Origin of the sequence: Paenibacillus borealis (genome assembly GCF_000758665.1) — a bacterium.
Classification (GTDB): Bacteria; Bacillota; Bacilli; order Paenibacillales; family Paenibacillaceae; genus Paenibacillus_AQ; species Paenibacillus_AQ borealis.
The window spans coordinates 1665407-1692136 of sequence record NZ_CP009285.1; the positions used below are offsets into that span (position 1 = coordinate 1665407).

25 protein-coding genes and 1 riboswitch are annotated in these 26730 nt (G+C 52.5%); of the genes, 18 read left to right on the top strand and 7 right to left on the bottom strand.

Going from position 1 to position 26730, the window contains the following annotated elements:
• Positions 1 to 2 precede the first annotated feature (2 nt).
• A complete protein-coding gene (locus PBOR_RS07125) occupies positions 3 to 329 on the top strand; it encodes a YnfA family protein (protein WP_042211078.1) in 327 nt (108 codons plus the stop codon).
• A gap of 385 nt (positions 330 to 714) precedes the next feature.
• Here the strand turns inward: PBOR_RS07125 and PBOR_RS07130 are convergent, their stop codons facing one another.
• On the bottom strand, positions 715 to 2403 hold the full coding sequence (locus PBOR_RS07130) for a methyl-accepting chemotaxis protein (RefSeq protein WP_042211079.1): 1689 nt from the start codon (positions 2401 to 2403) through the stop codon (positions 715 to 717).
• 366 nt (positions 2404 to 2769) lie between these two features.
• Positions 2770 to 2815: riboswitch (PreQ1 riboswitch) on the top strand.
• An 11-nt stretch (positions 2816 to 2826) separates the two neighbouring features.
• Between PBOR_RS07130 and PBOR_RS07135 the strand changes: the two genes are divergently transcribed.
• Positions 2827 to 3552, top strand: a complete 726-nt coding sequence (locus tag PBOR_RS07135) for a queuosine precursor transporter (protein WP_042211080.1) — start codon at positions 2827 to 2829, stop codon at positions 3550 to 3552.
• Positions 3553 to 3619: 67 nt separating this feature from the next.
• Here the strand turns inward: PBOR_RS07135 and PBOR_RS07140 are convergent, their stop codons facing one another.
• Positions 3620 to 4714: a M24 family metallopeptidase gene (locus PBOR_RS07140; protein WP_042211081.1), complete on the bottom strand. Its 1095-nt coding sequence runs from the start codon at positions 4712 to 4714 to the stop codon at positions 3620 to 3622.
• 252 nt (positions 4715 to 4966) lie between these two features.
• Here PBOR_RS07140 and PBOR_RS07145 point away from each other — a divergent pair, with 252 nt between their 5' ends.
• Positions 4967 to 6298, top strand: coding sequence for a PQQ-dependent sugar dehydrogenase (locus tag PBOR_RS07145; RefSeq protein ID WP_245648072.1), 1332 nt, complete (start codon positions 4967 to 4969; stop codon positions 6296 to 6298).
• Between the two features lie 512 nt (positions 6299 to 6810).
• Here the strand turns inward: PBOR_RS07145 and PBOR_RS07150 are convergent.
• Together PBOR_RS07150 and csaA are read right to left on the bottom strand one after the other, a co-directional pair.
• Entirely contained in the window at positions 6811 to 7611 is an 801-nt protein-coding gene (locus tag PBOR_RS07150; RefSeq protein ID WP_342671104.1) for an MBL fold metallo-hydrolase, read from the bottom strand.
• A 60-nt stretch (positions 7612 to 7671) separates the two neighbouring features.
• A complete protein-coding gene (csaA, locus tag PBOR_RS07155; RefSeq protein ID WP_042211082.1) occupies positions 7672 to 8001 on the bottom strand; it encodes a chaperone CsaA in 330 nt (109 codons plus the stop codon).
• Between the two features lie 182 nt (positions 8002 to 8183).
• On the opposite strand from csaA, the gene PBOR_RS07160 reads away from it, so the two are divergent.
• From PBOR_RS07160 to PBOR_RS07170, 3 genes are all read left to right on the top strand, one after another.
• Positions 8184 to 9026, top strand: coding sequence for an SDR family oxidoreductase (locus PBOR_RS07160; protein ID WP_042219055.1), 843 nt, complete (start codon positions 8184 to 8186; stop codon positions 9024 to 9026).
• 285 nt (positions 9027 to 9311) lie between these two features.
• Positions 9312 to 9491 carry a hypothetical protein gene (locus tag PBOR_RS07165; protein WP_042211083.1) on the top strand — a complete coding sequence of 60 codons (180 nt, stop codon included), beginning with the start codon at positions 9312 to 9314 and terminating at the stop codon, positions 9489 to 9491.
• On the top strand, positions 9467 to 9970 hold the full coding sequence (locus PBOR_RS07170) for a GNAT family N-acetyltransferase (RefSeq protein WP_042211084.1): 504 nt from the start codon (positions 9467 to 9469) through the stop codon (positions 9968 to 9970). The genes PBOR_RS07165 and PBOR_RS07170 overlap by 25 nt, the downstream gene beginning before the upstream one ends.
• Before the next feature lie 37 nt (positions 9971 to 10007).
• Here the strand turns inward: PBOR_RS07170 and PBOR_RS07175 are convergent, their stop codons facing one another.
• Positions 10008 to 10355 carry a winged helix-turn-helix transcriptional regulator gene (locus PBOR_RS07175; protein ID WP_042211085.1) on the bottom strand — a complete coding sequence of 116 codons (348 nt, stop codon included), beginning with the start codon at positions 10353 to 10355 and terminating at the stop codon, positions 10008 to 10010.
• A gap of 91 nt (positions 10356 to 10446) precedes the next feature.
• Here PBOR_RS07175 and PBOR_RS07180 point away from each other — a divergent pair, with 91 nt between their 5' ends.
• The 9 genes from PBOR_RS07180 (at position 10447) to PBOR_RS07220 (ending at position 18983) form a co-directional block, all read left to right on the top strand.
• Entirely contained in the window at positions 10447 to 10707 is a 261-nt protein-coding gene (locus tag PBOR_RS07180) for a YqkE family protein (RefSeq protein ID WP_042211086.1), read from the top strand.
• Positions 10708 to 10849: 142 nt separating this feature from the next.
• Complete coding sequence (gene tnpB, locus PBOR_RS07185) at positions 10850 to 11923, top strand: IS200/IS605 family element RNA-guided endonuclease TnpB (protein WP_042219056.1); 1074 nt, start codon at positions 10850 to 10852, stop codon at positions 11921 to 11923.
• Between the two features lie 477 nt (positions 11924 to 12400).
• The gene (locus PBOR_RS07190) at positions 12401 to 13840 is read left to right on the top strand and encodes an RtcB family protein (protein ID WP_245648074.1); all 1440 of its coding nucleotides are present in this window, start codon (positions 12401 to 12403) and stop codon (positions 13838 to 13840) included.
• 1 nt (position 13841) lies between these two features.
• Positions 13842 to 15128: an AAA family ATPase gene (locus PBOR_RS07195; RefSeq protein ID WP_042211088.1), complete on the top strand. Its 1287-nt coding sequence runs from the start codon at positions 13842 to 13844 to the stop codon at positions 15126 to 15128.
• Positions 15129 to 15377: 249 nt separating this feature from the next.
• Positions 15378 to 15881, top strand: a complete 504-nt coding sequence (locus PBOR_RS07200; protein WP_042211089.1) for a sigma-70 family RNA polymerase sigma factor — start codon at positions 15378 to 15380, stop codon at positions 15879 to 15881.
• Positions 15874 to 17079 carry an anti-sigma factor gene (locus PBOR_RS07205; protein ID WP_042211090.1) on the top strand — a complete coding sequence of 402 codons (1206 nt, stop codon included), beginning with the start codon at positions 15874 to 15876 and terminating at the stop codon, positions 17077 to 17079. The genes PBOR_RS07200 and PBOR_RS07205 overlap by 8 nt, the downstream gene beginning before the upstream one ends.
• Before the next feature lie 173 nt (positions 17080 to 17252).
• Positions 17253 to 17759 carry a metallophosphoesterase family protein gene (locus tag PBOR_RS07210; RefSeq protein ID WP_042211091.1) on the top strand — a complete coding sequence of 169 codons (507 nt, stop codon included), beginning with the start codon at positions 17253 to 17255 and terminating at the stop codon, positions 17757 to 17759.
• A 32-nt stretch (positions 17760 to 17791) separates the two neighbouring features.
• Entirely contained in the window at positions 17792 to 18250 is a 459-nt protein-coding gene (locus PBOR_RS07215; protein WP_042219057.1) for a GNAT family N-acetyltransferase, read from the top strand.
• A 22-nt stretch (positions 18251 to 18272) separates the two neighbouring features.
• Complete coding sequence (locus PBOR_RS07220) at positions 18273 to 18983, top strand: HAD family hydrolase (protein ID WP_052429366.1); 711 nt, start codon at positions 18273 to 18275, stop codon at positions 18981 to 18983.
• A gap of 67 nt (positions 18984 to 19050) precedes the next feature.
• On the opposite strand, the gene PBOR_RS07225 is transcribed toward PBOR_RS07220, so the two are convergent.
• Positions 19051 to 20169, bottom strand: coding sequence for an FAD:protein FMN transferase (locus tag PBOR_RS07225; RefSeq protein ID WP_042211092.1), 1119 nt, complete (start codon positions 20167 to 20169; stop codon positions 19051 to 19053).
• 246 nt (positions 20170 to 20415) lie between these two features.
• Between PBOR_RS07225 and PBOR_RS07230 the strand changes: the two genes are divergently transcribed.
• The 3 genes from PBOR_RS07230 (at position 20416) to PBOR_RS07240 (ending at position 25197) form a co-directional block, all read left to right on the top strand.
• Positions 20416 to 20988, top strand: coding sequence for a TetR/AcrR family transcriptional regulator (locus tag PBOR_RS07230; RefSeq protein ID WP_042211093.1), 573 nt, complete (start codon positions 20416 to 20418; stop codon positions 20986 to 20988).
• A gap of 104 nt (positions 20989 to 21092) precedes the next feature.
• Entirely contained in the window at positions 21093 to 23186 is a 2094-nt protein-coding gene (locus tag PBOR_RS07235) for a YhgE/Pip domain-containing protein (protein WP_042211094.1), read from the top strand.
• Between the two features lie 265 nt (positions 23187 to 23451).
• Positions 23452 to 25197: an SGNH/GDSL hydrolase family protein gene (locus tag PBOR_RS07240; protein WP_081972333.1), complete on the top strand. Its 1746-nt coding sequence runs from the start codon at positions 23452 to 23454 to the stop codon at positions 25195 to 25197.
• 538 nt (positions 25198 to 25735) lie between these two features.
• On the opposite strand, the gene PBOR_RS07245 is transcribed toward PBOR_RS07240, so the two are convergent.
• Complete coding sequence (locus PBOR_RS07245; RefSeq protein ID WP_042211095.1) at positions 25736 to 26668, bottom strand: glycosyltransferase family 2 protein; 933 nt, start codon at positions 26666 to 26668, stop codon at positions 25736 to 25738.
• Positions 26669 to 26730 lie beyond the last annotated feature (62 nt).

Sequence of the window (26730 nt, forward strand, 5' to 3'; positions counted from 1 at the left end):
GGGTGGCTGCTGCGGTTCTGCTGTTTATTGTTGCCGGACTGGCCGAGATCGGCGGCGGATATCTGGTCTGGCTCTGGCTGCGGGAATCGCGGCCGCTGTGGTACGGATTGGTAGGCTCAGTAATTCTGATCGCGTATGGCATTATCCCGACTCTGCAGAAGTTTCCTTCCTTTGGCCGGGTATATGCAGCCTATGGCGGTGTATTTATCGTGCTTGCTGTGCTGTGGGGCTGGCTGGTGGACCGGAAAACACCGGATCTCTACGACTGGATCGGCGCAGGGATCTGCGTGATCGGTGTCTCGGTCATCCTCTGGGCACCAAGACACTGAACATGCCCTAATCATCTCCTGCTATAATCTGTATAAGCTGAATTTAAGCTATTAGCCTATAATCCTGCCCAAAATACAACATTTTGCCGATTACATCGGTCCTAATTCAAAAATGTTGTACGAATTGCAGCAATTCTCCTTTTCCAAGCGGAAAATCAGAGAAATTATTGTATTACATACAACAATCCTTCTAAAAACCCGGGTATTTATGAATCGAAGTTGTAATTCGTACAACATTTATTTCGAACAACATTTATGCTGAAACAGCGCGGCCTTAAGAATCCCAATTTGCCAGCAACGAATTAGAATAGATACAAAAAAGCAGCTCCAACAGCCGCGTGGCCTTTGGAACTGCTTTTATTTTTGCTGCTAAGCAGCTTTACAGCTAAATTTTGAACTGCTGGGCAGCCTTTTGCAGCTTCACAGCCTGCTCGTGCAGGTGCTCGACGGTCAGTGCGTGTCCTTCCAGCTCCTGGTGCTGGCGTGCGGAGTTCTCGCCAAGCGTATCGGCGCTCTGCTGCGACTTGGCCGTAATCTGTGCCGTTTCTTCCACCGAGGCACTGACTTCTTCGGTGCCTGCCGAAATCTGCTGGGTAGCGGCAGATACGGACTGAATGCTATGGTTGATGCTCTGAATAAGAATCAGCAGATGATTGAAGGCATTGCCCGCTTCAACAACCTTGTTCACACCTGAAGCCACTTCTGCATTCACGTGGTTCATCTCAGATACCGAGTGGTTCATATCTTCCTGAAGCCCAAGCAGGAATTCGCGGATCTGCTCATTGGATTCCTTGGATTGCTCTGACAGCTTGCGGACTTCTCCGGCCACGACCGCGAATCCCCGGCCATGCTCTCCTGCACGTGCTGCTTCAATCGAGGCGTTAAGCGACAGCATCTGAATCTGCTTCGTAATTTCGGTAATCCCCTGCACAACTTCCCCGATCATCAGGGAGCGTTCATTCATGATGCGGAACTGCTCCAGCGACTGCACCGAGGCCTGTTCCACCTGGCGCATCTGCTGCACAGCACTCTGGGCAATATCATTACCGCCCATGGCTTCGGCGGAGGCTTCACTGATCTGCTCCGTGACCTCACCGGCAGCGGAAGCGATATGCTGGATGCCGATGTTGATCTCATCCATAGCCCGGGAATTATCCAGTGCGCTGCTAGCAATCGTGGTGCTGCCTTTACCGATTTCCTCTACGGAAATAGCGGATTGCTCGGCCATATTGTTCAGAATCTGAACGCGTTCCTTCAGATCATTGGAATCGGCAACTACGGTACCTGATGTATCCAGCACATGTCCGATCATCTCTTTTAGCCGCTCGCTCATGATCCGGAAGCTCTCGGAGAGCTGGCCTACTTCATCGGTGCCTTTAATCGTGAGTGCTTCGGTGAAATCGCCGCCGGCCAGCTTGTTGCTGTAGGCTGCCAGCAATTTAATCGGACGGATGATTCTGCGGCTCATCAGTGTAGCGCCGGAGAGTCCGACAATAAGTGCCAGCAGGGTGATTCCCGCACTGGTCCACAGAATGTTGCTCATCTTTTCCTGAATAAAGCCGACATCCGAGCTTACACCAACGAGCATTGTGGTGCCGGGAACGCCAACAAATGCACTCTTATGTATACCATGGCTATCACTATAGATTTCACTAAGTCCTGCTTTTCCCTTGGAGGCTTGCTCCATGGCAGGCAATACCTCAATGGATTCCTCGCGCTTAAGCTTGGCGCTATGGTCAGCGACCAGGACAGTGGCTTTGCCTTCCTTCAGATCGATGAGGAAGATGGTCTCCACATCGTGCTGCTTCCGCTTTTCCTCGAAATAGAATTCTACATTAGTTCCTGCCTGTTCATTCTTGTTAAGGGCCTGCTGCGCGCTTGTAGCATTCAGGTTCTTGTATACATCCTGGGCTGAGGCCGTCAGAGACTTATTGATCTGTGGCAGAACGTAACTGTTAATGATGTTGGTGGATATGAAGTAGAAGCTGATACTTAGCAAAAGAGAAGTGAGTAACAGAACGACAAACAGCAGAAGCGTAAACTTGCGGCTAATTGATTTTTTGAAACGGAACATTTCTTTCTCTCCTTTTCTGTCAATTGCATCTGAAATCCCCAGCCCGACAAAGAGCCAGGCAAGCAGCAATATATTCCATTGGTGTAGGTCATATATGAAGCTAGCGTTAACGGGAAATGTGATTGATAACTATTCTATAGAATTAACCTCAGGTTGAATAGTGAAAGTTTGCTCTATTGTGCATTATTTTTCAGAAAAATTTGAATATTTAACGAGTCTATCACCAATTTACCGAAAAAAGTGAATTACACGCTGTTTTCATGAAAATTTAAAATTTCATAGCATGTTAGCTTCTTCTATGATAGAGTGTTATTGTTTTGTTTCTATAAGAGTGCTACAAGAGTTCTAAAAGAGTTCTAAAAGTGGATATCCGCGGTTCGTAACCATCCCGCGTAAACAAAACTAGGAGGAGTAATCAGTAATATGTTCAATTTGTTATGGGGTATTTTGTTTGTTGTCGTTAATTTTGTGTTTTTTCTGCTCTGCTACCGATTGTTCGGTAAAAAAGGGCTCTATGCCTGGGTAGGTATGGCAACCGTGGTCGCCAATATACAAGTAGCCAAGACGATTGCGATGCCTTTCGATATCGTGATGACGCTGGGGAATACGATGTATGTCACGTTATATATGACCAGTGACCTGCTGAATGAGAGATACGGGCGGGCTGAAGCGCGGAACGCTGTCTGGTTCGGGTTCTTCACCTTGCTGATGACTACCGTCATTATGCAGATGGTGCTTATATTTGAGCCGCAGGAGACGGATATTGCCCAGTCTTCACTCCAGACGATCTTCGGCCTGATGCCGAGGCTCGCACTGGGCAGTCTCACCGCATATTTCATCAGCCAGTTTCTGGATGTGCGCCTGTATGCATGGATCCGCAAGTACTATGGCAGCTCGCGGCAGCTCTGGATCCGCTCTAACGGCAGCACAATGATCAGCTCTTTTGTCGATACTCTGATCTTCTGCACGATTGCGTTTGCCGGAACCTATGACCTGAAGGTATGGACAGAGATTCTACTGACCACCTATCTGGCCAAATTCCTTCTCACGGGCGCAGGCACACCGGTGCTCTACCTTGCCCGTTCCTTTAAATTCGCTGAAGAAGAGCAGACAGTCAGGCCCCAGGAGACCAAGCGCAATATTTCATAGAATAGTCTTATATAAAAAAGCCCCAAACTCCAGTGAACCGGAGATTGGGGCTTTTGCAATTGCTGAATTACAGGCTCAGCACTGTCAATTCTTTGGGGAAGCTGGTCAGCGTCTGCGGGCCTTCTGCCGTAACGAGCACATCATCCTCAATGCGCACGCCGCCAAGATTTGGAACATAAATTCCCGGTTCTACGGTGAAGACGTTGCCGTTTGCGATGATATCCGTGTTGAGTCCATGCAGCGAAGGATATTCATGGGTATCCATGCCGAGACCGTGTCCGACGCGGTGCATGAAGTATTCCCCGTAACCGGCGGCTTCAATAACATCCCGCGCTGCTTTGTCGACAGAACCGAAGGTGGCTCCTGCAACGGAGGCGGCAATACCGGCTTCATTGGCAGCAAGCACAGTGTTGTAGATATCGGTCAGCTTGCTGTTGACTTCGCCTACAGCGAAGGTGCGGGTAATGTCGGAAGCATATCCTCCGGCGTATACGCCAAGATCGAACATAAGCAGATCGCCCGGCTGGATGATGCGCTCGCCCGGTACGCCATGCGGCAGGGCCGTGTTCGGGCCGGAGAGCACCATAGTGTCGAAGGAGGGGCCAGAGGCACCGACTTTTTTCATCAGATATTCAAGCTCCGCTACCAGCTCATTCTCGCTGACACCGGCTTTGACATGCGACAGGCCGCGGCGGAGAACCTCCTCGACAAGTTCGGCGGCATGCTTCATAATGCGGATTTCTTCAGGTGTCTTGACGGCGCGCATAGCCCGGAGCAGATGGCCGATGTCGCTGAATGACCCCGCCGGGATGGCGTCTGCCAGCAACTCATAACGGCTGACGGAGAAGTGCTCCTTCTCGATGCCGAAGCTGCCCGGATTCGCACCGCCGAAGCGGGATTTAAGCAGTTCGTACGGGTTGTCCGTATCGCTGTGCGTCAGGATAGTTTTCACCGAGGAGGCGGCATGCGCCGCTTCAGCGTCCAGCGCCGGAACGATCAGCACGGGCTCCTCGCCGCGGATCAGCAGCAGGCCCAGAAAACGTTCATGCGGGTTGCTGGCGAAGCCGGTCAAATAGTATACATGCTTAGGATCAGTTACGAGCAGAGCATCCAGGCCCCCGCCTGTAAGTCCTCGCTCCAGTTTGAGCAGAGCTTCATTCATTGCAATAGTTCCCCTTTCATATACACGCTTGAAACAGCAATATTCTCATTATAATTCATAATCCGGGAGGCTGCACGTTCCTGGTGAGGATGCTAAAGGGAGTTTAGTGAAGTTAAGCACCGGGTAATAGTTGCCAAAATCATTTCTGGTTTACGTTCCAATTTACACCAAATGGTATACTTCCAAACCGGGTTTTGCATGAAGCAAATTCTTTGAGATTGGCCTCACAAAAACTTTCAGGAGGTTATGAATATGTCCGGAACAAGAACAACGGTCCTCTCCCGTACATTTCTGCTGCGCGGAGCTTTGGTCCTGCTGATGGGACTGCTGTCAGCCTGCACCTCTTCTGAACAAGATAGTATGCAAGAACAGCTGACAGTTGAGAATCCGCGGCTTGACGCACAGCCTGCCGGAACTGCCCTTCCATCTTCAATGACTACGATGACCGAAACACCGGTGACAAGAACCCCGGGAGCGTCTGCCAGTGTAGGTAAGGGTGCATCTGGAAGCACACAGGCACCGGAAGTAACTGCTGCCGCTACGAAGCCGCCAGCTTCGTCTGCCTTCCCTTATACCGCTCAACCGTTGGCGCACGGACTGAATGTGCCTTGGGAGATGGCGTTCGCTCCGGACGGGCGGATTTTTTTCACCGAACGGCCCGGCAGCCTGCGCGTTATAGAGAACGGCAAGCTTCGTGAGGCTCCGCTGCTGGAACTTCTCGCCCCCTTTGTCAGCAAAGGAGAAGGCGGATTACTGGGACTTGCGCTTGATCCGGAGTTTGAGAGCAACGGATTTGCATATGTATATCATTCTTACCGCAATGCCGAAGGCGGAGTGGCGAACCGGGTACTGCGGATCAAGATTGGCAGCAGCAAAGCGGAGATAAAGGAGGTCCTGCTGGACAATATACCGGGGGACACCAATCATAACGGCGGGCGGATCAAAATTGGCCCTGACGGCTACTTGTACATCACCACAGGTGAACGCTATGAGCCTGAGCTGGCGCAGGATAAGACCAGTTTGGGCGGGAAAATACTGCGGATTACCACCAGCGGTGGCATCCCAGAAGATAATCCGTGGCCCGGATCTCCGGTCTATAGTATGGGCCACCGCAATCCGCAGGGTCTGGCCTGGCAGCCGGAGAGCGGTGTGCTGTACAGCTCCGAGCACGGCCAGTCCCGCCATGATGAGCTTAATATCATTCAGGCCGGGGCAAACTACGGCTGGCCGCTGATTGAAGGCGATGAGACCGGAGCCGCGAAGCTGAAGCTGAAGACTCCGCTGGCACACAGCGGGGAGGAGACCTGGGCACCGTCGGGCATGACCTTTATCACGCAAGGGCCTTGGAGCGGCGAATTACTGGTTGCCGGTCTGGCCGGGCAGGAGCTGTTGCGGGTATCGTTGTCTCCTTCGGATGGTGAGCCTGCGATTACGGCTTTATTTAAAGAGAAGTATGGCCGGATCCGCAATGTGGCGGAAGGGCCAGACGGTACCCTGTACCTTATGACCAATAACCGCGATGGCAGAGGCAGCCCGCGCGCGCAGGATGATAAGCTGATTGCGCTGCGGCCTGACTGGAAGTGAGGGACTGACAGCTGCATCTGTCGCGTATTTCCTTTGGCACTTAACCAAGGTCTTAATCAAGGTCTTAATCAAGGTCTTAATCAAAGTCTTAACCAAGTTCTAAGCATAAGGGCACCGGGATTTCATGGCCATCCGGCAACTATGCGGACTGGAGAGCCCTTGTTTTCGGATAACAGCCCGCTTTCTGTCGGTTGCAGACTCAGATGACCTTAATGACATTCATTTCCAGTATTTTGGTCTGAAATATGCCGGATAAGGGCTCCTGAGTCCGCATAAACGTCAAGAGTAACATTTTTAGCAAAATAACGTCATCTGTGTCCGTTCACTCTGTAATTCTTTCGATCTGTAATTCCGCATTAAAAATAGGCCAGCCATAAGTTTCTGGATGACCTGATCATAAATTTATCAAAGGCTGTTCCCTATAGTGCAATTCTGCTTAGGGAACAGCCTTTGTTGTGTATCTGTACCAGGTTATAGCCACACTAGTACTATACGCAGCCGGACAATCTCGCTTAAAGTCCGCCCGCAAGTGAATCAATCAGCACCTGCGGGCTGCCGTCATACCGTCCGCCATGGTAGCAGACGATGCTCTGTACAGGCAGGCCATCGAGCTTACGCAGACTGCGCAGTGCAAGCGGCATATCCGGCGTGGCCGATTCAGCCGGTCCGGCCAGCCTGCCGTCTGCGACCCGCAGCTCATCGGCGGCGAGCAGCAGCTTCTCCTGCGGCAGGTAGAGACAAATATGACCCGGAGTGTGGCCGGGGGTATGGATCACTTCGGCCCCGCCGCCCCAAGGCAGCTGATCACCGTCATGCAGCTCCGTGATTTCACCGAGCTGTGTAAGCTGCTCCAGAAAAGCATTGATCTGCTCCTGAAAAGCCTGCGGCATCCCAGTGATCCGCTCGGGTGTCATCTTGAGCATGGACTCGCTGCCGGAGATGACCGGAATATCGCCGGGATGCGCGAACAGCTGCACACCGGGAATCTCCCGGACCAGCACCGGAAGGTTGCCGATATGATCAATATCCTGGTGGGTTAGGATAATGCGCTTGATGCTGGAGAGTTGTTCGCCGGCCTGCAGGATGGCCTGAACCAGCGAATCATATTGGCCGAACATGCCGGTATCGATCAGCGTCAGCCCGTCACCGTCCTTCAGCAGCACCGGGTAAATTACGGTCGGTCCCATAACCGGGGACAGCATAGGTACGGTCAATACGGTAACATTAGGCCCAAAATTCATATTCTTCCGGAAAGCCTCCGGATTCACCTCCTTAAAAGTTTTGTGAGCATCCGCTTCCTGAATCATCATCATACAAAACTCGCATCGGAAGCATAATCTTAAGTTTTGCGAGCATCCGCTTCCTGTACAACCTTAAGCAACCGGCGTCCCGTCCGGAACTCTATGCCCGGGAGCCAGCAGAATCACATCGCCTTCCTCCGGCACACCGCCAAGGACGAGGACTTCCGAGAGGAAGCCGGCAATCCGTCTGGGCGGGAAGTTCACGACGGCGGCAATCTGCCGGCCGATCAGCTCTTCCGGAGTGTAGCGTTTGGTGATCTGCGCACTGGAGGCTTTGATGCCAATCTCCCCGAAATCGATCTGCAGCTTGATCGCCGGTTTGCGCGCCTCAGGAAACGGTTCTGCGGTCAGAATAGTTCCTATACGCATGTCCAGCTTTAAGAAGTCTTCAATAGTAGCCATATACCTGCCCCCTGTATTGGATAAGTTGCTTCTAACCGGGAATACACTTCTTGAGAAGCTATTCCACGCCCAGGGGCTATTTTAACCCTGTGAAATGATGTAACATTATCATAAAACATATACTCTGAAAAGGCTACGTCATGCCCCAGGCTGGCTGGCCCGCAAGAGAGGGGAAGATGTCCATGAAAGGAAAGACCGTGCTTATAACCGGTGCGAATTCCGGCATGGGACTGGCTGCGGCAGTGGAAATGGCCCGCAGAGGGGCCAGTGTAATTATGGCCTGCCGCAGCCGCAAACGCGGGGAGGAAGCTCTTGCGGAAGCGGTGCGCCAGAGCGGCTCTGATCAAATCCGGCTGATGCTGTGCGACCTGAGTTCGTTCGCGAGCATCCGCGCTTTTGCCGCGGAATTTACGGCCAGCTATCCTGTGCTTGATGTTCTGATCAATAATGCCGGCGTGGTCGCCATCAGACGTGAGCTTACGGCCGACGGGTACGAGCAGGATTTGGGCGTGAATCATCTGGGTCATTTTCTGCTCACGAATTTGCTTCTGGGTACTTTGAAGGCGGCGGAGCAAGGCAGGATTGTGGTAGTGGCTTCAGGTGCCTACAAGATAGGTAAACTGCATCTGGAGGATCATACGTTGTTACGCGGCTTCAATCCGGCCAAGGCTTATGCCCGTTCCAAGCTGGCCAACATCCTGTTCACCCGGGAGCTGGCTGCACGCCTGAAGGACACCAGAGTTACTGTGAACTGTGTGCATCCGGGCGCGGTGGGAACGAGCATCGGAGTGAACCGGGAGACGGGCTTCGGGCGCTCTCTGCTGAAGCTGCTGTCCTACTTCTTCCTGACTCCAGAGAAGGGCGCGGACACGGCTATTTATCTGGCGACTGCGCCTGAGCTGAGCGAAGTAAGCGGGCAATATTATTACCGCCGTGAGATCAAGGAATTGTCACCGCGGGCGAAGAATACAGAAGACGCTGCGCGTCTGTGGAAGTGGAGTCTGGAACAGACAGGACTGAAGTAGCCTCGTTTTCCGCAATGCAATGAAACTAGTGGACAAACGTCAACTGATTATGAGCGAATCTCTGTAAATGTCTTGCTAAATAAGCCGTACTCTAGACAACAACCATACAAGTTACTGGTCAGTTGCTGTGGGACTGGAAGCACACGTCAATCAATTCCTTATATTTGATTCGTTACCGGCAGAACGGGGACTTTTAGCAAGCACTGTAGACTTAGATGAGACATAGATGTTGTACGTTCTACAACTCTGATTCATGGAAAGCCAGGTGTTTGGGAGGATTGTTGTATGAAATACAAGAATTGTCCTGCCAAGCCGCTTGAACAAGCTGAAATCCTGCCTTTTGTACAACAATTTTGGAGTTGGGCCGATAGGATGAGGGAAATTGGGAATAACCCGGATTTATTTCACATACCAGATATAACTTTTAGGAGGAATAACAGATGGATTGGCAAGGTTACAGCATAGAGGATGCAGCAATTGAGGATTTGGGGGCGATTGTGGAGATTTACAACACGACGGTTGCCGGAAGAATGGTGACAGCGGATCTGGAACCGGTGGCCGTGGAGGACAGAGTGAAGTGGTTCCATGAGCATAACAGCCATCATCGTCCGCTATGGGTACTGAGACAAGGCGGTGAAATTGCGGCCTGGTTCAGCTTCCAGTCGTTCTACGGGCGTCCGGCCTATAATGGAACGGCAGAGATCAGTGTCTATGTAAATGAGAAATTCCGCGGCAGCGGCGCCGGAAGTATTCTGCTGACCAAGGCGGTCGAAGAATGTCCGCGTCTTGGTCTGCAGAATCTTGTCGGCTTTGTGTTTGGCCACAATGAGCCAAGTCTCGCCCTGCTGCGGAAGTTTGGTTTCGAACAGTGGGGCCTGCTGCCGGGTGTCGCTGTGCTGGACGGCATTGCGCGTGACCTTGTTATCATAGGCCGCAAGCTGTAAATTTATATAAGGCTAATACAGAAGCTGAGCGTAAAGATTATTGCGGAGAAGCGGATGATTCAGACCGGCATTCCTCTTCTGTGATCCAGTCTTCCGACCATACCTGCAAATCACGGATGACGGATTCCAGGGCCCGGCCCTTGTCAGTTAACGAATACTGGATTCTTACAGGGGTTTCGGGAAAAACCTCGCGCAGGACGATGCCCTCCTGCTCCAGTTCCTTCAGACGCTCGGACAACAGCCTGCCGCTGACGGGCAGCGAAGCCTCGATGGCGCCGAAGCGCTGCGGTCCCTGCAGAAGCTGATAGATGATTAAGCCCGTCCAACGTCTGCCGATAATATCCATGCTTTTTTGTAACCTTGGACATAACTCTGTGGATTTCATTAGGCTCACCTCTTACTGTACATTATAAACGAAAAGACCTATAACTAAAACAAATTTGAACTATATGCAAGGCTTGAAAGGATGATTTCACTTGGCTAAAAAGAAGAAAATAACCCCGGCTCCGCGCCCTGCGGCGGCGGATGCTCCGGCAACGCTCAAAGACCTGCTCAGCAGGGATGTACTGGACAAGCTGAAGGCGCAGTCCGATGCGCTTAAGGCCGAAGAGCAAGGCAAGAAAGACGCCGCGATTAAGGAAGCGGAGGACAAGCGCAAGGCGGAGCAGAAACGTCTGGAGAATGATTTCGGCCACCTGCTGGAGAACAGCAGCCAGGACTGGTCGAAATTTAAATAAGTAGTCAGAATTCCCCGACTTCTAAAGTGGCGGGATGAATGACTACGGTCTTTCCTTTATATGGAAAAAAGTTTCCTATCATAAGAACGTATGTGCTATAATTTTTTTGTGAATGTTTGGAAATGGGGTGCATCGTTTGCTTATCTATAAAGCGTATACATACCGTATCTATCCTAACCGTGAGCAGCAACACTATTTGGCTAACGTATTCGGGGCCGTCCGTTTTATCTACAATAAAATGTTATCGGATAAGATCAAACATTACCACATCACAGCGACGATGCTCCATACAACACCTGCGGGTTACAAGAAAGAATTCCCGTGGCTCCGAGAAATCGACAGCCTCGCCCTGGCCAATGTCCAGCTCCATCTGGACCAAGCGTACAAACAATTTTTTCAGAAGAAGACTATGGGCTTCCCCCGATTCAAAAGCAAGAAAACACATACAGACCGCTTTACAACAAACAATCAAAAAGGAACGATTGGAATTGAAGGCGGTATGCTTAAAATCCCAAAGCTAAAGAGCAGAATCCGAATCCGGATGCACCGCCCTTTCTCAGGACGGGTCAAATCCTGTACTATCTCTAAAACACCATCCGGCAAATACTTTGCGTCCATCCGAGTTGAAACAGAAAGCACGCCATTGCCTATAGCAGCCCAGAAAATTGGCGTCGATTTAGGACTGAAAAGCTTTGCGGTGACCTCAGAGGGTGAAGTGATTGCGAATCCGAAACATCTGCGGAAATCGGAACAACGATTAATAATGCTGCAAAAAAGCGTATCCCGAAAGAAAAAAGGAAGCCACAACCGAACCAAGGCCAAACTCCGAATGGCGAAGCTGCATGAAAAAATAGCAAACCAGCGGAAAGACTTCTTGCACAAAACGTCCACCCGAATGATCCACGAAAACCAAGTGATCGTGATGGAGGACTTGCGTGTAAAGAACATGCTGCAGAATCATAAGTTAGCGAAGGCCATATCCGAAGTCTCCTGGAGATTATTCCGAGAACTGCTGACCTACAAAGCGGAATGGTATGATCGGCAGTTGATCATTGCCCCTCCAAACTATGCAAGCAGTCAACTCTGTTCCTATTGTGGCTACAAAAACGCAGAAGTCAAGAATCTGGCTGTACGGGAATGGTCTTGTCCAGAGTGCCATACGGAGCACGATCGAGATCGGAATGCGGCTGCCAATCTTCTGAAACTAGCCATGTAAATGGCACAATGGGCTAGGAACGAGCCAGCAAGCTTGGGTAAACTTGGAGTGTTAGCTCTATTGACCAAGAAGCACCCACCTCATAGGTGGTGTGTAGTTCACATAAAACAAACTTTACCAGATTCAGGGTTGACAATCTGCAGCAGCGCCATTTATTATTGGGTTTATCATTTAGAGAAGGGAGGCCGATGGGTCATGATTGGAACAACTGCTTCGAGAACGCCGCACAGTCACTATACAACCGCATATGAACAATCTGATCTCATCGCCTTTGTCCGGAAGACATAATGCGCAGCCTGCTTGTTATGTCACAATTGTATACGGGTGTGCTTTGAACCTGCAGCAGCTTGAATCCGAAGCTGCACCCAATGCTCCGGGAGCCGCATGATCAGAACTGATCTGCGGCTCTTTTTGCGTACCTGAAATACGGAATTTACTTTAACAACCTGAGAGGAATTGAACAATTTTATGAATAGCATGAAGCAGCAAGCGGGGGATATGCCCCGTTATAAACATGAGGTGGCCCTTCCGGGCGGCGACCTCAAGGTATATGCCAGCGAGCAATTATTTGGCTCACTTGATTACAAGGTCCTGGAAATGGCTAATAACAATCTGCAAATCCCGAATATTGAATATATGAGCTATACTCCTGATGTACATGTTGGCGTCGGAACCTGCATCGGGACCACCGCGGTCTGGGATGCCGCGTCAGGCTATGTGTCGCCGTCCATCGTGGGCAGCGATATCGGCTGCGGCATGCGCGTACATCTGACCAATCTGCATGCGGATGATCTGCGCGATGTGAAGCTGCGCCGCAAGCTGGTCCGGGCAATTGAGAAATATCTGCCGATGGAGGCGCAGCAGCGCGGCCATTACAGCGATATCCGGCTGGAGAATATCGTACGCAAAGGACTGCACGGCCTGCCCGGCAAATATGTTCCGGACAGCTATACACCGAAGAAATCAAGCGCGTTGTCCCATGTAGAGATCAGTAAGCTTGCCTTTGACGAGGAGATTCTGAATGAGCTGCCAGATATGGCCTGGCACCGGGGCCACCGCCAGCTGGGGACACTCGGCGGCGGCAACCATTTCGTCGAGATCCAGGCGGTTGAAATCGCTGAAGAGCAGCGGGAAGTGGCTGAAGCATGGGGACTTAAGGACGGGCAGATTGCCGTGATGATCCATTCCGGCTCCCGGGCCTGGGGCGGGATGGTCAACCAGTTCTGCACGCCCGCCTTCGCCAAGGTGATGGGGCAGCTGGGACTCGGCAGCGCTGATCCGCGCCTGATCTATGCTCCTCTGGCACATCCGCAGGCCCGGCGTTACGTCAATCTGATGTACTCAGCGCTGAACTACGCGGTGGTGAACCGCCATCTGATCGCTTACGGGGTCCGCGAGGGCTTTCGTGACGTCTTTGGCACGAAATGCGAGCTGCGCACCCTCTACGATCTGATGCACAACTATGCCTGGGAAGAGGAAACCTCCTCCGGCACCAAATTCGTGCACCGCAAAGGGGCGACGCGCGCCCTGCCCGCAGGCCATCCGGATAATCCGTCAGCTTATGCGGCGACTGGACATCCGGCGCTGATCCCCGGCTCGATGGGCACAGCCTCCTATATCATGGCTGGCCAGCCCGGCGGGGAAGAAAATTATTACTCGATCTGCCATGGTGCAGGTCGCATCCGCTCCCGCACAGCGACGAAACGGCTGGTATCTGTTCATGAATTCTCACAGTCGCTGAAGGTGGGGACACCCGATGAGATTGTAGTGAATCAGCATTCCCTGGAATCTATCATTGACGAATCTCCCCAGGCCTATAAGAATGTAGATGAGATTATAGAAAGCGTTACGGGTGCCGGCCTGGCTGCTGTTGTGGCCAAATGCAAGCCGCTCGCAGCGATAAAGGGGACAAAATAGGATGGAGCAGGAGATTAAGAAACCTACTGTAATCTACGAGTACGATGAAGACAAAGCCGGAATTATCAAAGGTTATGATGTCTACGCGCGGCTGGTTGACGGTATACTCGAAGCGCTTTACAACCGTTACGGCGTCCGTTATGAGCTGTATGCCAGCGATGATCCGAACAGTGAATACTGGAAGCTGCTGGAGAATGATGTGCAGAGCGGGAACGCGGGGGTGGAGCATGTGGCGCGGATTTTTGACCGCCTGGAGGACCGGACCTTCGTGTTCGACGATGAGAAGGAGCAGCCGGAGTACAATATTCATCTGTCGGTCCGCAATAATGTGCTGGCTTATCCGGCTATGGGCATTGCGCTGGCGCGGGTGCCTGTGTTCCAGGAGAACGGCATCAACTTCCAGGACTACGTGTTTGCGGCATCCGACGCGCAGCTGCAGTTCTTCCTTGGCAATGTGCGCACCCGTCAGCGGGAGCAGAATATTAACAAGGTGACAGTGTTCACCGACAGACGTAACGGAATCTTGCGTGAGGATGAGCCGATAACCCGTTCTGTGGGGCGGGAGGAGGTCGTGCTGGACGCGGGGATCAAAAAAGAAATTTACCGTTCGCTCGACCAGTTCTTCGATTCGGACCGCAGCTTCTATGTCACCTATGACATCCCGTACAAGCGGGGGATTCTGCTCTACGGGCATCCGGGCAACGGCAAGACCACGCTCGTCAAATCCATTGCCGGGAGCGTCCCGGGACCTGTGCTTTATTGGCAGATCACTGAATATACGAGCAGCGAATCGGTGAACGAGGTGTTTGAGGCCGCGGCCCGGCTGGCGCCGATGGTGCTGGTGATTGAGGATATCGACTCGATGCCGCAGGAGGTCCGCTCCTTTTTCCTGAACACGCTGGACGGGGCTACTTCGAAGGAAGGCATCTTCCTGATCGGCACCACCAATTATCCGGAGAAAATAGACCCCGGCCTCATGAACCGCGCCGGGCGCTTCGACCGGGCGTATGAGATCAAGATGCCAAATGAGGCACTGCGCCTCGAATATCTGCAGCTGCGGGGCTTCTCTGCCTTCGCGGGGGAAGAGGGTACTGCCACTGCTGCGCGTCTGACAGGAGATTTCTCCCTGACCCAGCTTGGCGAGCTGTATGTCAGTGCGGCACTGGAATGGCACGAGAACGGTACGGCTGATGTGGAGTCGCTGGTGCGCGGCATGCGCGGCGAACTGGACAAAGGCCGCAAGCGTGAATGGATGAAGGACGCTTCATCCAGCATCGGGTTTTATTGAGAAGTAACTGAAAAGGGAAAGAAATGGGGAGCCGGGAGGCTCCCTTTTTTGAAAGATAAGAATTTATATGTTTTGGGGTCCCCGCAAAGTACCAGAGTAATCATCGAAGATAAGGCCCCACTTTGTGGGGTTATTTTGCGTAGGGATGAAGATAAGTCTGCTATAGTAAGATGGATGATTCCGGAAATTTCTGGCTGGAAGCTGTAACTTCTGGCGTACTCAGACGTGGATGGATTAAGGGGGGAGGAAATGGAGCCGAATTCGCTGGATGATCTATATGAGAATTATGTTGCGGACATCTACCGCTATCTGCGCTCCCTCTGCCATGACCACCATGCGGCCGAAGACTTAATGCAGGAGACCTTCTACCGGGCTTATCTGTATCTGGAGGACTGCCGGGAAGAGCGGATTAAGCCGTGGCTGTTCCGCGTGGCTTACAATGCCTTCGTGGATTACAAGCGCAAGGAAAAGCGGAGTGTATCCAAGGAAGATGGGTTTTTCAGCGGGCTGCCCCATCCCGAGACCACGGAGGGGACTCTGCTGCGTCAGGAACGCTGGGAAGAGACAGCGCTGGCATTCAGCCGCCTTCCGGAGGTGCAGCGCCATGCGCTGCTGCTGCATGATTATCACGGGCTGACCTACAAGGAAGCTGCTGGCATCATGAACGTAGGTTTGTCCCAATACAAGATATTGGTATTCCGCGCCAGGCAGAAGCTGCGTGAGGCGGACCGGAGGAGGAATGAGCATGAGTGAGGAGTTCAAAGAACAGCTGAGGAAATACAGTGAGGGAACACTTCCGGAGGAAGAGCGGGAGGCGCTGGAGAGTGAAATGGAGAAGCTGGAGGCTTATCAGCTGTATCTGGAGGAGCAAATGGAGCGGGAAGAGCAGACAAACGGGCAGTGGACAAAGGCAGACCCCGCAGGCACCGATTCTCCGGGACTCAAGAAGGTAAAGAAAAAGGCGGAAAAGCGGGAGAAGAAAATTATCCGCCGCGGCAAATGGAAGGCGCGGCTCGTGAACACCATTACTGTATTTGCGGCCTTCATTATCTTCATGATCATCAGCAATATTATTACTATAGTATTCTATAGCACCGGAAACCGTGGTGAGACTTACAGTGATGTTGTATCCTCGGCGATTGCCGTGACCCGTCCCAACACAACCACATATCTTTCCAGCGATGCGAAATCGTTCTTCCGGATGAATCTGACCGGTAAACTGCTGAAGCAGGTAGGCGGGGAGAAGGTTCAGATGGGTGATTACAAACAGACCTTTCTCCTGGGGCTATCCTATCCCGGAGTGTTCAACTGGATGGATGACCGGAATGCGGGTAATTACATTTTCTACTATCCGGCAGCAGATGGTTCCGTCAGCAGCGGGGATGACAGCGATGAGTGGAACAAGCTGGATAAGCTACCCGAGGGTACGGTTGCCGAAGCCTACCTGTCGTTCGACCATTTATTTACGACAGATGAGCTGCTGAAGGAGTTTGAAGTGCTGAATTTGCGTCCGGTCTGGTTCGGGGCGGATACCGGCCCTTCTACCCATGATGAGGTGGTTACGAATCCGCTGGGATTTCCCTATGATCCGATCTGGCATGACGATGATATGCTGAAATCAGAGGTCACCACTAAGAAAACAGGCTGGTTCAGCTCGGTCTCCTCCTACGGCAGCGTATCGCCTGCTGTTAAGCCTTATGGGGATGGGGCACTGCGGGATGCGAACTTCATCAAAACGCTTAAGCTGCTGCAGCAGCATCAGTCACTGGCCAGGAAGGCAGCGCCGTTTATTGAACTGGATACTTCGCTCTCCTATCTGCAGGAGCATGGGGTTCAGCTCTATGGAGCTGTAGCCACAGGACCGGTCAAGGAACTGCTGAAGCTGCGCGAGGTTTCCTGGGTCAGCTATATGCGGGTGGGTGAAGTCCGGCTCTGGAATTGGCGGGAATGAGGCGGAGGCCGGGCACGGCTTGCTTCTAAGTTCTGCAAATCGTACAATTATAAGTACGTAAACTTGAGTATGTTAAGGTGAAAAGGCTGAGAATCGCAGTTTACAGCGCTTCTCAGCTTTTTTACTACCTGTCCCTCGGGTTCATTATGGATGTGAATTAGGAGCTGAAGCAGATGAAGATTGGAGTAGTATCGGATACGCATTTGTCACGGACGGCAAAGGGTTTACCCCGGGCGCTTACGGAAGAATTCCGCCATGTGGATATCATCCTGCATCTGGGAGACTGGGTAGCGCTGGAGATTTATGATATGCTGGCCCGGCTTGCCCCGGTGGAGGGTATCGCCGGCAACAATGATGGCGCCGAGATTATTCAGCGCTTTGGTGAGAGCAAGATCGTTACACTGGAAGGCATGCGCATCGGAATGATTCACGGACATGCGCCTTATTCCCGCAAAGGGACGGATGGAAACGCTCTGCTCGCTTTTGAAGGCCAGGATGTAGACTGTATTCTCTTTGGCCATTCCCATCAGCCGCTGATGCGCCGGGAGAACGGTATTCTGCTGTTCAACCCCGGATCACCTACGGACAAGCGCCGGGAGAAGCAGTATTCCTTCGGCCTGATGGACATTGAAGACGGTAAGATTACGGCCCGTCATGTCTTTTACGACTCCAAGGAATAAATGAAGCTGGGCGGAAAGAGGGGAGAGCCTTGTTGAATTTTCGTTTTGAACGGGCAGGTCTTGAGGATGTGGAGGAACTTGCTCCGCTGTTTGATGAATACCGCAGCTATTACGGCCAAGTCTCGGACCTGGAAGCTGCGCGGGAATTCCTGAAGGCGAGACTGCAAGGCGAAGAATCTGTAATCTTCATGGCTGTAGCCGGTGAGGGTGCGGACAAGCGGACGTATGGAATGGCCCAGCTTTACCCTTCCTTCTCTTCCATTACGGTTCAGCGGGTATGGATATTGAACGACTTATTTGTAACGGAGGAGCAGCGCGGACAGGGACTTGGCTCTCTGCTGCTGGAAGGCGTACGCGGATTCGCGCAGGGTACAGGTGCGAAGGGGCTGACGCTTTCAACGATGACGCATAATACCGGTGCGCAGCGTTTATATGAAGCTCAAGGCTACATCAGAGACGAAGGTTTTTTCACTTATTATTTATATTTTTGAAGCGATAGTTAGGAGAGTTTACGTGAAGACAAGCAATAAGCTGGCCGTGTTTTTTGATCTGGATGATACGTTGTACGACCATTTGGTGCCTTTCCGGGAAGCGGTGCGCGAAGTGCTGGCACCTGATGAGGACAAGCTGGATTACGCGGAGCTGTTCTACACCGTACGGCATCACAGTGATCTGCTGTGGCCGAAGTATCTGAGCGGGGAGCTTGAGCTGGAGGAGACCCGGGTGATGCGGCTGGAGCTGGCTTTTGAAGAATATGGTCTGCCCTTGAACCGGGAGCAGGCGGCCAGAGTCCAGGCATCCTATATTGCCCGCCAGTACACGATCGAGATGATCGAAGGCGTAGCGGAGCAGCTTCAGCGCTTTATTAGCCTGGGGCATCCGGTAGGCATTATCACCAACGGCCCGCTGGATCACCAGATGGGCAAGCTGCGCGGGCTGGGTATAGATAAGCTCATTCCGCCGGAGATGATCTTCATCTCGGATGCTGTCGGTCTGGCCAAGCCGGACCCGGCTATCTTCGCCCATGTCAATAAGATGACGGGAACCACACCGGAGAACAGCCTCTATGTCGGCGATACATGGGCTAACGATGTGGTTGGAGCGCTTGCGGCGGGCTGGAAGGTATGCTGGTACAACCCGCGCGGGCGGGAGCCGGGACCGGATCACACGCCGAGCTATATTTTCACCAATTATAAAGAGTTCAGCGAGCTGCCGCTGGTGTAACAAAGAAAAGGTGCCCTCCCCCAAAGGAAGGCACCTTTTCTGCTTGTATGCTATATGCTAGGCGGTATTAATCAGCGAAGCTGTACGTAGGGTCGGTCAGATTCAGCCGTTCTCTCAGTGAAGAGGTGGCATAAATCTTATTGTCGTCTGTGATGAAGAAGGCGTCAACCTTCTCCGGCAGAGCTTCAAGATACTTCATGCCGTCTTCAAGGCCCATCAGGAATACACCTGTTGACAAGGCATCCGCATCGGTTGCGTTCGGACTCATAATGGTAATGCTCTTCAGCCCGTTCTGGGACGGGAAGCCCGTCCGCGGGTCAAGAATATGATGGTAACGCACGCCGTCCTGCATGAAGAAGCGTTCATATACCCCCGAGGCATCAATAACCTCGTCAGAGATTTTGATCGTACCCAGCTGGGTACCGCGGCTCTGATCAGGGTCCTGCAGGCCGATATTCCACGGCGAACCGTTCGGCTTGTTGCCAAGGGCAATAATACTGCTGCCGCCGAGATTGATCATCGCGCTGTCAAGGCCCTGAGCCTTCAGGTAGTCGGCGATCCGGTCAGCGGCATAACCTTTGCCGATCCCGCCCATGTCCAGCACCATGCCTTCCTTGGCCAGCTTCACCGTCTTCGCGGCATCATCCACGATAACATCCTTGTAATTGGTCAGGCTGCGCGCTTTATCAATCGCCGCCTGATCGGGAACATGTTCTCCGCCTTCGCCGATCGCCCAGAGGTCTACCAGCGGTCCAACGGTAGGGTCGTACAGCCCGTCCATTTCTTCGGCATATTTAAGGGAAAGCTTCACGATATCCAGCGTTTCATCGGACACGGCTACGGCTTCTTTACCGGCTGCCTGATTCACAGCGTATAATTCCCCGTTCTCCTTGGTGCGGCTGAACTCGATGTCCATCCGTTCCAGCATCGCCTGGATATCATCCATGTTCTTCTGCTCTACAGTATTGCCGAAGACCTTGATATTCACGACCGTATCATAAATATAAAACGTCTGTTCCAGAGACTTCGTATCGCCATCCTTGGTGACCGTTGCACCACCGGGGGTTTCAGTAGCAGCCGTGCTGTCTTCTCCCTTGTTGCCCACTACGAGCCAGATGGCCACAGCTGCGACGATAACAATGACGAGAGCGGCCAGAATAACGCCAGATTTCTTGTTCTTAAACATATTCCACCATCCATAAAGTTAGTTTCTTGATCACATCTTTATTATCATACCCCAGAAAGAATGGCAATGGGTACTCATTTCATGACATTTTGTGCAGAAGAGCAGCCTGCAGAACAGATAATCAAATGAAATTTTCATTAAAATGTTGTCTTCTTCGCGGGGACATGGTAAATTGATTTGTGACTGAGTGACCGAAAATTAAATTTAGTCAATTTATGGTCGTACAGGAAGAAAGGAGTTTTACCTATGTCCATTGACCGCAAGGCGTTGATCCTGCAGGCAGCAACCCTGTCCTTTGTACAATTCGGCTATAAAGCCACGACCATGGATCAGGTATCCAGAATCGCCAATGTGGGCAAAGGCACGATTTATACTTTTTTCAAAACCAAAGAAGAACTGTTTGAGGAAATTCTGGACAAGGCTTCGCAGGAATTAATGTCTGTGATGAACCGTGTAGCGGCGGAACAAGCAACCTTCGTGCATAAGCTGCTCAATCTGCTGGACTCCATTCTGGAATTCCGGTCCGATCATGAGCTGTTCGTGAAGCTGGCCCAGGAAGTGCGGGACATCGGTACAGCCCAGGCGCTGGAAGGTGTGAAGCGGATGGAGGCCTACGCGCTGGATTTCTTAAGACAGCAGATTGAGGAAGCCATCGGCAGCGGTGAAGTGAAGCCCTGTGACTCCAGTGTTGCGGCATTTATGATTCTGCGTATGTACCTGGCGCTCACCACGGAATGGAACAAATCCCATGAGCCGCTGGACAAAAACCGGATTAAAGAGCATATGATCCTCTTCATCTCAACGGGGATTCTGCTATAGCGTGAGTATTCTGGCCTGTAAAGGCTATTTTTTTCCGGTTATTATGAACGGTTATGAAAGTTTTCATGCATTTACAAACAAACAAGAGATAGAAGGTGCGGGCGATGAGAGCCATTTCAGTTTTTGTACAGGATTTAAAAATATTGGTGACCAAGCCGATGCTGCTGCTCACTATACTCGGTGTCGCTGCGTTGCCTATGCTGTACAGCGGTTTTCTCGTGGATGGATCATGGGACCCTTACGGCAATACAGGCAAGCTGCCCGTTGCTGTGGTCAATCTCGATAAAGGTGCGGACTATGAAGGCGAGTCCATGCAGGTAGGCAGGGATTTCGTCGATGAGCTGAAGGATAACAATGATTTCAAATGGGAATTCGTAGATGCGGCTGAAGCCGAGGAGGGGATGGCACACAACCATTACTATATGACCATCACCATTCCGGCGGATTTCTCAGAGAATGCTACAACCCTGACACAGGAGCATCCGGTGCAGGCGGAGATTATGTTTGAGCCGAACAGCGATTATAACTTTGTGGCTGGACAGATCGGCAACAGTGCGGTCAATAAGCTGAAGGCTAAGCTGTCTGCTCAGATCACAGAAGCTTATACCCGCAGCATGTTTGAACAGGTGGATACGATCTCCACCGGTCTCGGCGATGCCGGCAGCGGCGCCACGGAGCTGAAGGATGGGGCAAGCAAGCTCACGAACGGGCTGGCTACGCTGAAGACCAATCTGAACAAGCTGGCCAGCGGGACGACTGAGCTGCAAAGCGGACTGAAGCTGCTCTACAATGGTGCAGACACGCTGAATCAGGGTACAGGCACATTGACGCAGGGCACTGCGGATCTGGCCAGCGGCCTGGGCCAGTTAGCTGAGGCAGAGCAGCAGCTGCAGGACGGCGCAGTGAAGTCGCAGAGCGGCGCTTCACAGCTGGAGCAGGGCCTGCTCTCTTCCCAGGCTGGCAGCAGCCAGCTGAAGGACGGGCTGGCGGCCTCTGAAGCGGCGAGCAGCCAGCTTGCCTCGGGTGCACAGCAGCTGGCAGACGGGCTGGAGCAGCTGCTGGCTGCGAGCCCGGCACTTGCCGAGAGCGAGCAGTACAAGCAGCTGCTGGCGGCAAGCCGGCAGCTGGCAGCAGGCAGCGAGCAGCTGCATGCCGGGCAGACCTCGCTGCTCGCCGGCAGCACCCGGCTGGCAGGCAGCCAGACACAGCTGCATGACGGCGCAGCGCAGCTGGCAGCTGGCGGGACTCAGCTGGCAGCAGGGCTGGACGCATTCGGCAGCAAGCTGAAGGAGGCGACGGCCGGAGGCAGCAAGCTCGCCGCCGGCGCAGCTGCGCTGGACAAGGGGGCTTCGCAGCTGGAGCAGGGGCTGACCAAGCTGTCCGGCGGTGTGGACGGACTCTCGGATGGCGCCGGCAAGCTGACAGATGGTGCCGGAGAACTGAAGGACGGAGCCGGCAAGCTAATGGACGGCAGCGGTGAGCTGGCACAGAAGCTGAACGACGCTGCAGCCGAAACTTCTGGCGTAAGCTCCAGTGACAGCACGGTGAATATGTTCGCCGAGCCGGTGAAGCTGGTGGAGAAGACGGATTACAAGCTGGACCATTACGGATTAGGTATTGCGCCGTATTTCCTGTCACTGGCATTGTTTATGGGGGCGCTCGTCTTTACGACGGTCTTCTCGCTCCGGGAATCGAATGTGCCCGGGGCAACGGCGATGGGCAGATTTGTCAGCCGTACGCTGACCTTCGTCATGGTCAGCATCATCCAATCTGTGCTTGCAGATCTGGTGCTGCTGCATGGCCTTAAGCTGGAGGTACAGAGCGTGCCGCTCTTCTATCTATTCACACTGATTACGAGCTTAACCTTCACGCTGATCGTCCAGGCGCTTGTAACCTGGCTGGATAATCCCGGCCGTTTCCTGGCGATTGTGCTGATGATCTTCCAGCTGACATCAAGTGCGGGGACCTTCCCGCTGGAGCTGCTCCCGCAATGGATGCAGAAGGTGAACCCTTGGCTGCCGATGACGCACAGTATCGTAGGCTTCAAGGCGATCATTGCCAGCGGAGATTATGCATTGATGAGGGAGCAAATCTTCTACCTGATCAGCTATGCGGTTGTCTTCCTGTTCCTGACCTTCCTGTACTTCCTGCGTCAGAGCGAACGCCCTGCTTCCGCTTCCAAAGAACAATTGGCATAATTAATAACAATATAACGGCAGGAAGGTTCAAGCCTTCCTGTGAACCGGGGTGTTCCCGGCAGCTGCGATAGGACTGCCGGGGACATCCTTTTTGGTATGTAATGCTCCGGATTTCATGTCTTCCTGTCCGCCTCCCATGGGCAAACTAGAGAATTATTGTAATAACTTAACAATGACCGGCTTTACAGGTTGAGCTGATTCTGTACCCCGACTATAATGAGAGCGTCTTCATAAAGCACATATCGGAAAGCGGGGCTTGATTAAAGTGGAAGGCAATAACAATTATATTACCGGCGGCAAGGTTGAAGGTCCGGCGGCACCCAAAGATCCGGAGGAGCGGAAGGGCGGCTTCTTCATTATGTTCGAGACAGCGATAGAGGCGACAGCGCGTGCGGAAGGCCGTCCATCACAGGAGATATACCTGGAAGGCAGTTATCTGACAGATAAGGCAAGATACATAGGCGGGATTACGGATGAGGGAATGCTGGAGCTTCTGACCACCTGGGCCGGATTCCGTGAGTTAGTGCATAGTATCGGAGTGTCCGTGAAGACCGGCAGTGAAGAAGCAGAGGTCTCTTTTCTTATGCAGAACTGGGGCAGACAGAGCAAGTATGAGACAGGAACGCAGCTGCGTATCGACTGTCCGGGTGACGGGACAGAAGTATTGCTGAAGCTGGAGGAGGTTACGTGGTCCGGGGACGATGCGGCTGCAGGCAAATTCGCCTTTGAATTCAGCCGTGAAGGTGAGCTGGCAACGGCGAGTATTCTTTTCTATCTGAATGACGGCTACGCTGCACCTGAACTGACAATTGAACCTCCGGTGGTCTTCGATTCGCTGGAATACCAAGGGATGGTTGCGGGCTCCCTGCTGCATTCCGGCAATAATTACCGGCTCAGAGCGGCTATAGACAAGGCGTTACAAGGTGAGGAGGTCACGATTGCTTATATTGGAGGTTCGATCACTCAGGGCGCAGGGGCCAAGCCGATCCATACCGGATGTTATGCCTACCAGTCGTACTTAAGATTTAAGGAGCTGTACGGCAAGGACGGGGGAGAGAACATTCATTATGTGAAAGCCGGAGTAGGCGGGACGCCCTCAGAGCTGGGGGTGATCCGCTATGATAGAGATATTCTGCGGGATGGCGCTGTAACGCCGGATATCGTGGTGGTGGAGTTCGCAGTGAACGACGAGGGAGATGAAACGAAGGGGAATTGCTTCGAGAGCCTTTGTCTAAAAATCCTGTCTGGCCCGGGCCGGCCCGCCGTGATTCTCCTGTTCAGCGTGTTTGTGAATGACTGGAATCTGCAGGAACGGCTTGCTCCTGTGGGCAGGCACTATAATCTCCCGATGGTCAGCATTAAGGATGCGGTAACAGAGCAGTTCCGTCTGAGCAAGGCTGAGGGGAACATCATATCGAAACGGCAGTTTTTCTACGATATTTATCATCCCGCTAATGACGGGCACCGGGTCATGGCCGACTGCCTGGGTAATTTGTTCTCCGAAGCCTGCCGCTCGCCACGGGACGGAGAGGATATTACAACCGGTAAACGGCCGGTGCTCGGGAACGATTACGCGACTATACGGCTGCTTGACCGCAAGAGCCTGGCTGATCTCAATGATGTCCGGGTGGAAGCAGGCAGCTTCCAGGCAACCGACACGGATTTGCAGCGGGTAGAGCTCGATGCCGATCCCTTCGGCACCCCGGAATTTCCGCATAACTGGCTGCATCCGGCAGCATCAGGTGAGGACAGCTTCAAGCTGACTCTCACAAGCCGCAATCTGATCCTGGTATATAAGGATTCTGGCAGTCGTGATTTTGGCCGGGCAGATATCTTCGTCGATGGCAACCTTGTGCTGACTGCTGATCCGCATGTCAACAGCTGGACGCACTGCAATCCGGTCATTCTGTATCAGAATGAGCAGAGCCAGCAGCATGTTATTGAGATCCGCATGGCGCCGGAAGATAAGGACAAATGCTTTACGATTCTGGGCTTTGGCTATACTGCGTGAGGGTTTAAGTTCCATGTGGTCATGTGGAATTCGGTGATAGTTGTATTATGTACAATTAAAAACTGCGAAAAGGGGTGCTTCCGTCTTATAACTGCAGTCTGTACAACTAAATCCGCCCGAATCGGACAGAACCCGCTATAACCGGCATTTTAATTGTACGAAATACAACTAAACGGATCATTGGTTGTAAATCAGACGAATTAGTTGTACAAAGTGCAATTAAGCATATCGGGTATACCGTAATCCGATCACCGTAATCCGATCCGCAAACCTTCAGTACTGAATTACCCAAGTGGTTCTCTCTATATAGATTGAACTTGAAAATATACTAAAAGGGAAAAGTGGCGGAGGAGAATTTTGGAACTGTAGGAGCGACAGCGTCCGCCTTTGTCTGCGGATTTCCACCGCGAACAGCGGGTTAGATTCAAGAAATCTGTAGACAGCAGCGGCCGGAGGGCCAAACATTCTTTGCAGTCACGGCAATCCCATAATAGAAAAAATACAAGTTCAAACTATATAGGTTGAATCTGACGCTATGCTAGTCCAGCATAAATTCCCTGTATTTATCCTTACGGGGGTTGAGTACGAAGAGAATTCCGCTGGCGTAGCCGGAGACGGCGTTGAAATTCCGCTTCAAGGTAGCTTTGCCGGTTAGATACGTCAGCGTCCATAGCAGCGCGGCGTAATTCTTCACCGGGGCCTTGCGCAGATTGAGCAGGTAATAATGATTCACTGCAGTAGCCCGGGCCACCCGGCCTGCCTTGTCGCGGGAACTGGGTGACTCATGATGCATAATCTTCATCTCCGGATTGATCACAAGCTTGCCGTACCGGCTGGCCAGATGGCACATATAGATATCATCAGCCACCGCGTAGCTGGTCATCCAGGGATAAGGCTTCATATCCTGCAGTGCCGACGTCCGGAAGGACATATTGCAGCCATGGAAGAAATCCGTCTCAAAAATATTCTCGGTCTCCCCCCACAGCAGCAGGGAGCCAGCCAGTGTGCTTGCCGACAGCCTGCCGGGTGAAGCCGACATCTGGCAGGTCAGCCTGCCGAGCAGTTTGCCGGACCTGCTGCTGGAGAGGCCCTTGGCGATGCCGCCTACTCCGGCAATGGACGGGTCCGAAGCATAGGTGTCCAGCATCCGGCGGATGTAGAGCGGATCATCCAGCTCCGCATCGTCATCGAAGCTGAGCAGAATTTCACCATCAATAAGACCCAGGGCTTCATAGCGGGAGAGCCAGACGCCGGGCTTAGTTTTGCGGTAATACCTGAGTTCAGCTTGAGGCAGACGCCCCAGCACTCTGCGGAAATACTCCAGCACCTTCTCCTCAATCTCGCCGTCATCCACAATCAGCAGTTCAATGGAAACATCCTCCAGCTCGGTCTGCCTGCCGATGGATTCTATGCACAGGGTCAGATCGCTGATCCGGTTGCGTGTAGGGATTACTATTGACAGATCATGCATACCGCTGACTCCTCCCGGGACGCCTAGACCGTCCGCTTTAATTTTCAATACAAGATGCACCG

Excerpts from the sequence above, each read along its gene's own strand:
- PBOR_RS07130 (WP_042211079.1), bottom strand. The coding sequence starts at position 2,403 with ATGTTCCGTTTCAAAAAATCAATTAGCCGCAAGTTTACGCTTCTGCTG.
- PBOR_RS07135 (WP_042211080.1), top strand. The coding sequence starts at position 2,827 with ATGTTCAATTTGTTATGGGGTATTTTGTTTGTTGTCGTTAATTTTGTG.
- PBOR_RS07140 (WP_042211081.1), bottom strand. The coding sequence starts at position 4,714 with ATGAATGAAGCTCTGCTCAAACTGGAGCGAGGACTTACAGGCGGGGGC.
- PBOR_RS07145 (WP_245648072.1), top strand. The coding sequence starts at position 4,967 with ATGTCCGGAACAAGAACAACGGTCCTCTCCCGTACATTTCTGCTGCGC.
- PBOR_RS07150 (WP_342671104.1), bottom strand. The coding sequence starts at position 7,611 with ATGATGATGATTCAGGAAGCGGATGCTCACAAAACTTTTAAGGAGGTG.
- csaA (WP_042211082.1), bottom strand. The coding sequence starts at position 8,001 with ATGGCTACTATTGAAGACTTCTTAAAGCTGGACATGCGTATAGGAACT.
- PBOR_RS07160 (WP_042219055.1), top strand. The coding sequence starts at position 8,184 with ATGAAAGGAAAGACCGTGCTTATAACCGGTGCGAATTCCGGCATGGGA.
- PBOR_RS07165 (WP_042211083.1), top strand. The coding sequence starts at position 9,312 with ATGAAATACAAGAATTGTCCTGCCAAGCCGCTTGAACAAGCTGAAATC.
- PBOR_RS07170 (WP_042211084.1), top strand. The coding sequence starts at position 9,467 with ATGGATTGGCAAGGTTACAGCATAGAGGATGCAGCAATTGAGGATTTG.
- PBOR_RS07175 (WP_042211085.1), bottom strand. The coding sequence starts at position 10,355 with ATGAAATCCACAGAGTTATGTCCAAGGTTACAAAAAAGCATGGATATT.
- PBOR_RS07190 (WP_245648074.1), top strand. The coding sequence starts at position 12,401 with ATGAAGCAGCAAGCGGGGGATATGCCCCGTTATAAACATGAGGTGGCC.
- PBOR_RS07195 (WP_042211088.1), top strand. The coding sequence starts at position 13,842 with ATGGAGCAGGAGATTAAGAAACCTACTGTAATCTACGAGTACGATGAA.
- PBOR_RS07200 (WP_042211089.1), top strand. The coding sequence starts at position 15,378 with ATGGAGCCGAATTCGCTGGATGATCTATATGAGAATTATGTTGCGGAC.
- PBOR_RS07205 (WP_042211090.1), top strand. The coding sequence starts at position 15,874 with ATGAGTGAGGAGTTCAAAGAACAGCTGAGGAAATACAGTGAGGGAACA.
- PBOR_RS07210 (WP_042211091.1), top strand. The coding sequence starts at position 17,253 with ATGAAGATTGGAGTAGTATCGGATACGCATTTGTCACGGACGGCAAAG.
- PBOR_RS07225 (WP_042211092.1), bottom strand. The coding sequence starts at position 20,169 with ATGTTTAAGAACAAGAAATCTGGCGTTATTCTGGCCGCTCTCGTCATT.
- PBOR_RS07230 (WP_042211093.1), top strand. The coding sequence starts at position 20,416 with ATGTCCATTGACCGCAAGGCGTTGATCCTGCAGGCAGCAACCCTGTCC.
- PBOR_RS07235 (WP_042211094.1), top strand. The coding sequence starts at position 21,093 with ATGAGAGCCATTTCAGTTTTTGTACAGGATTTAAAAATATTGGTGACC.
- PBOR_RS07245 (WP_042211095.1), bottom strand. The coding sequence starts at position 26,668 with ATGCATGATCTGTCAATAGTAATCCCTACACGCAACCGGATCAGCGAT.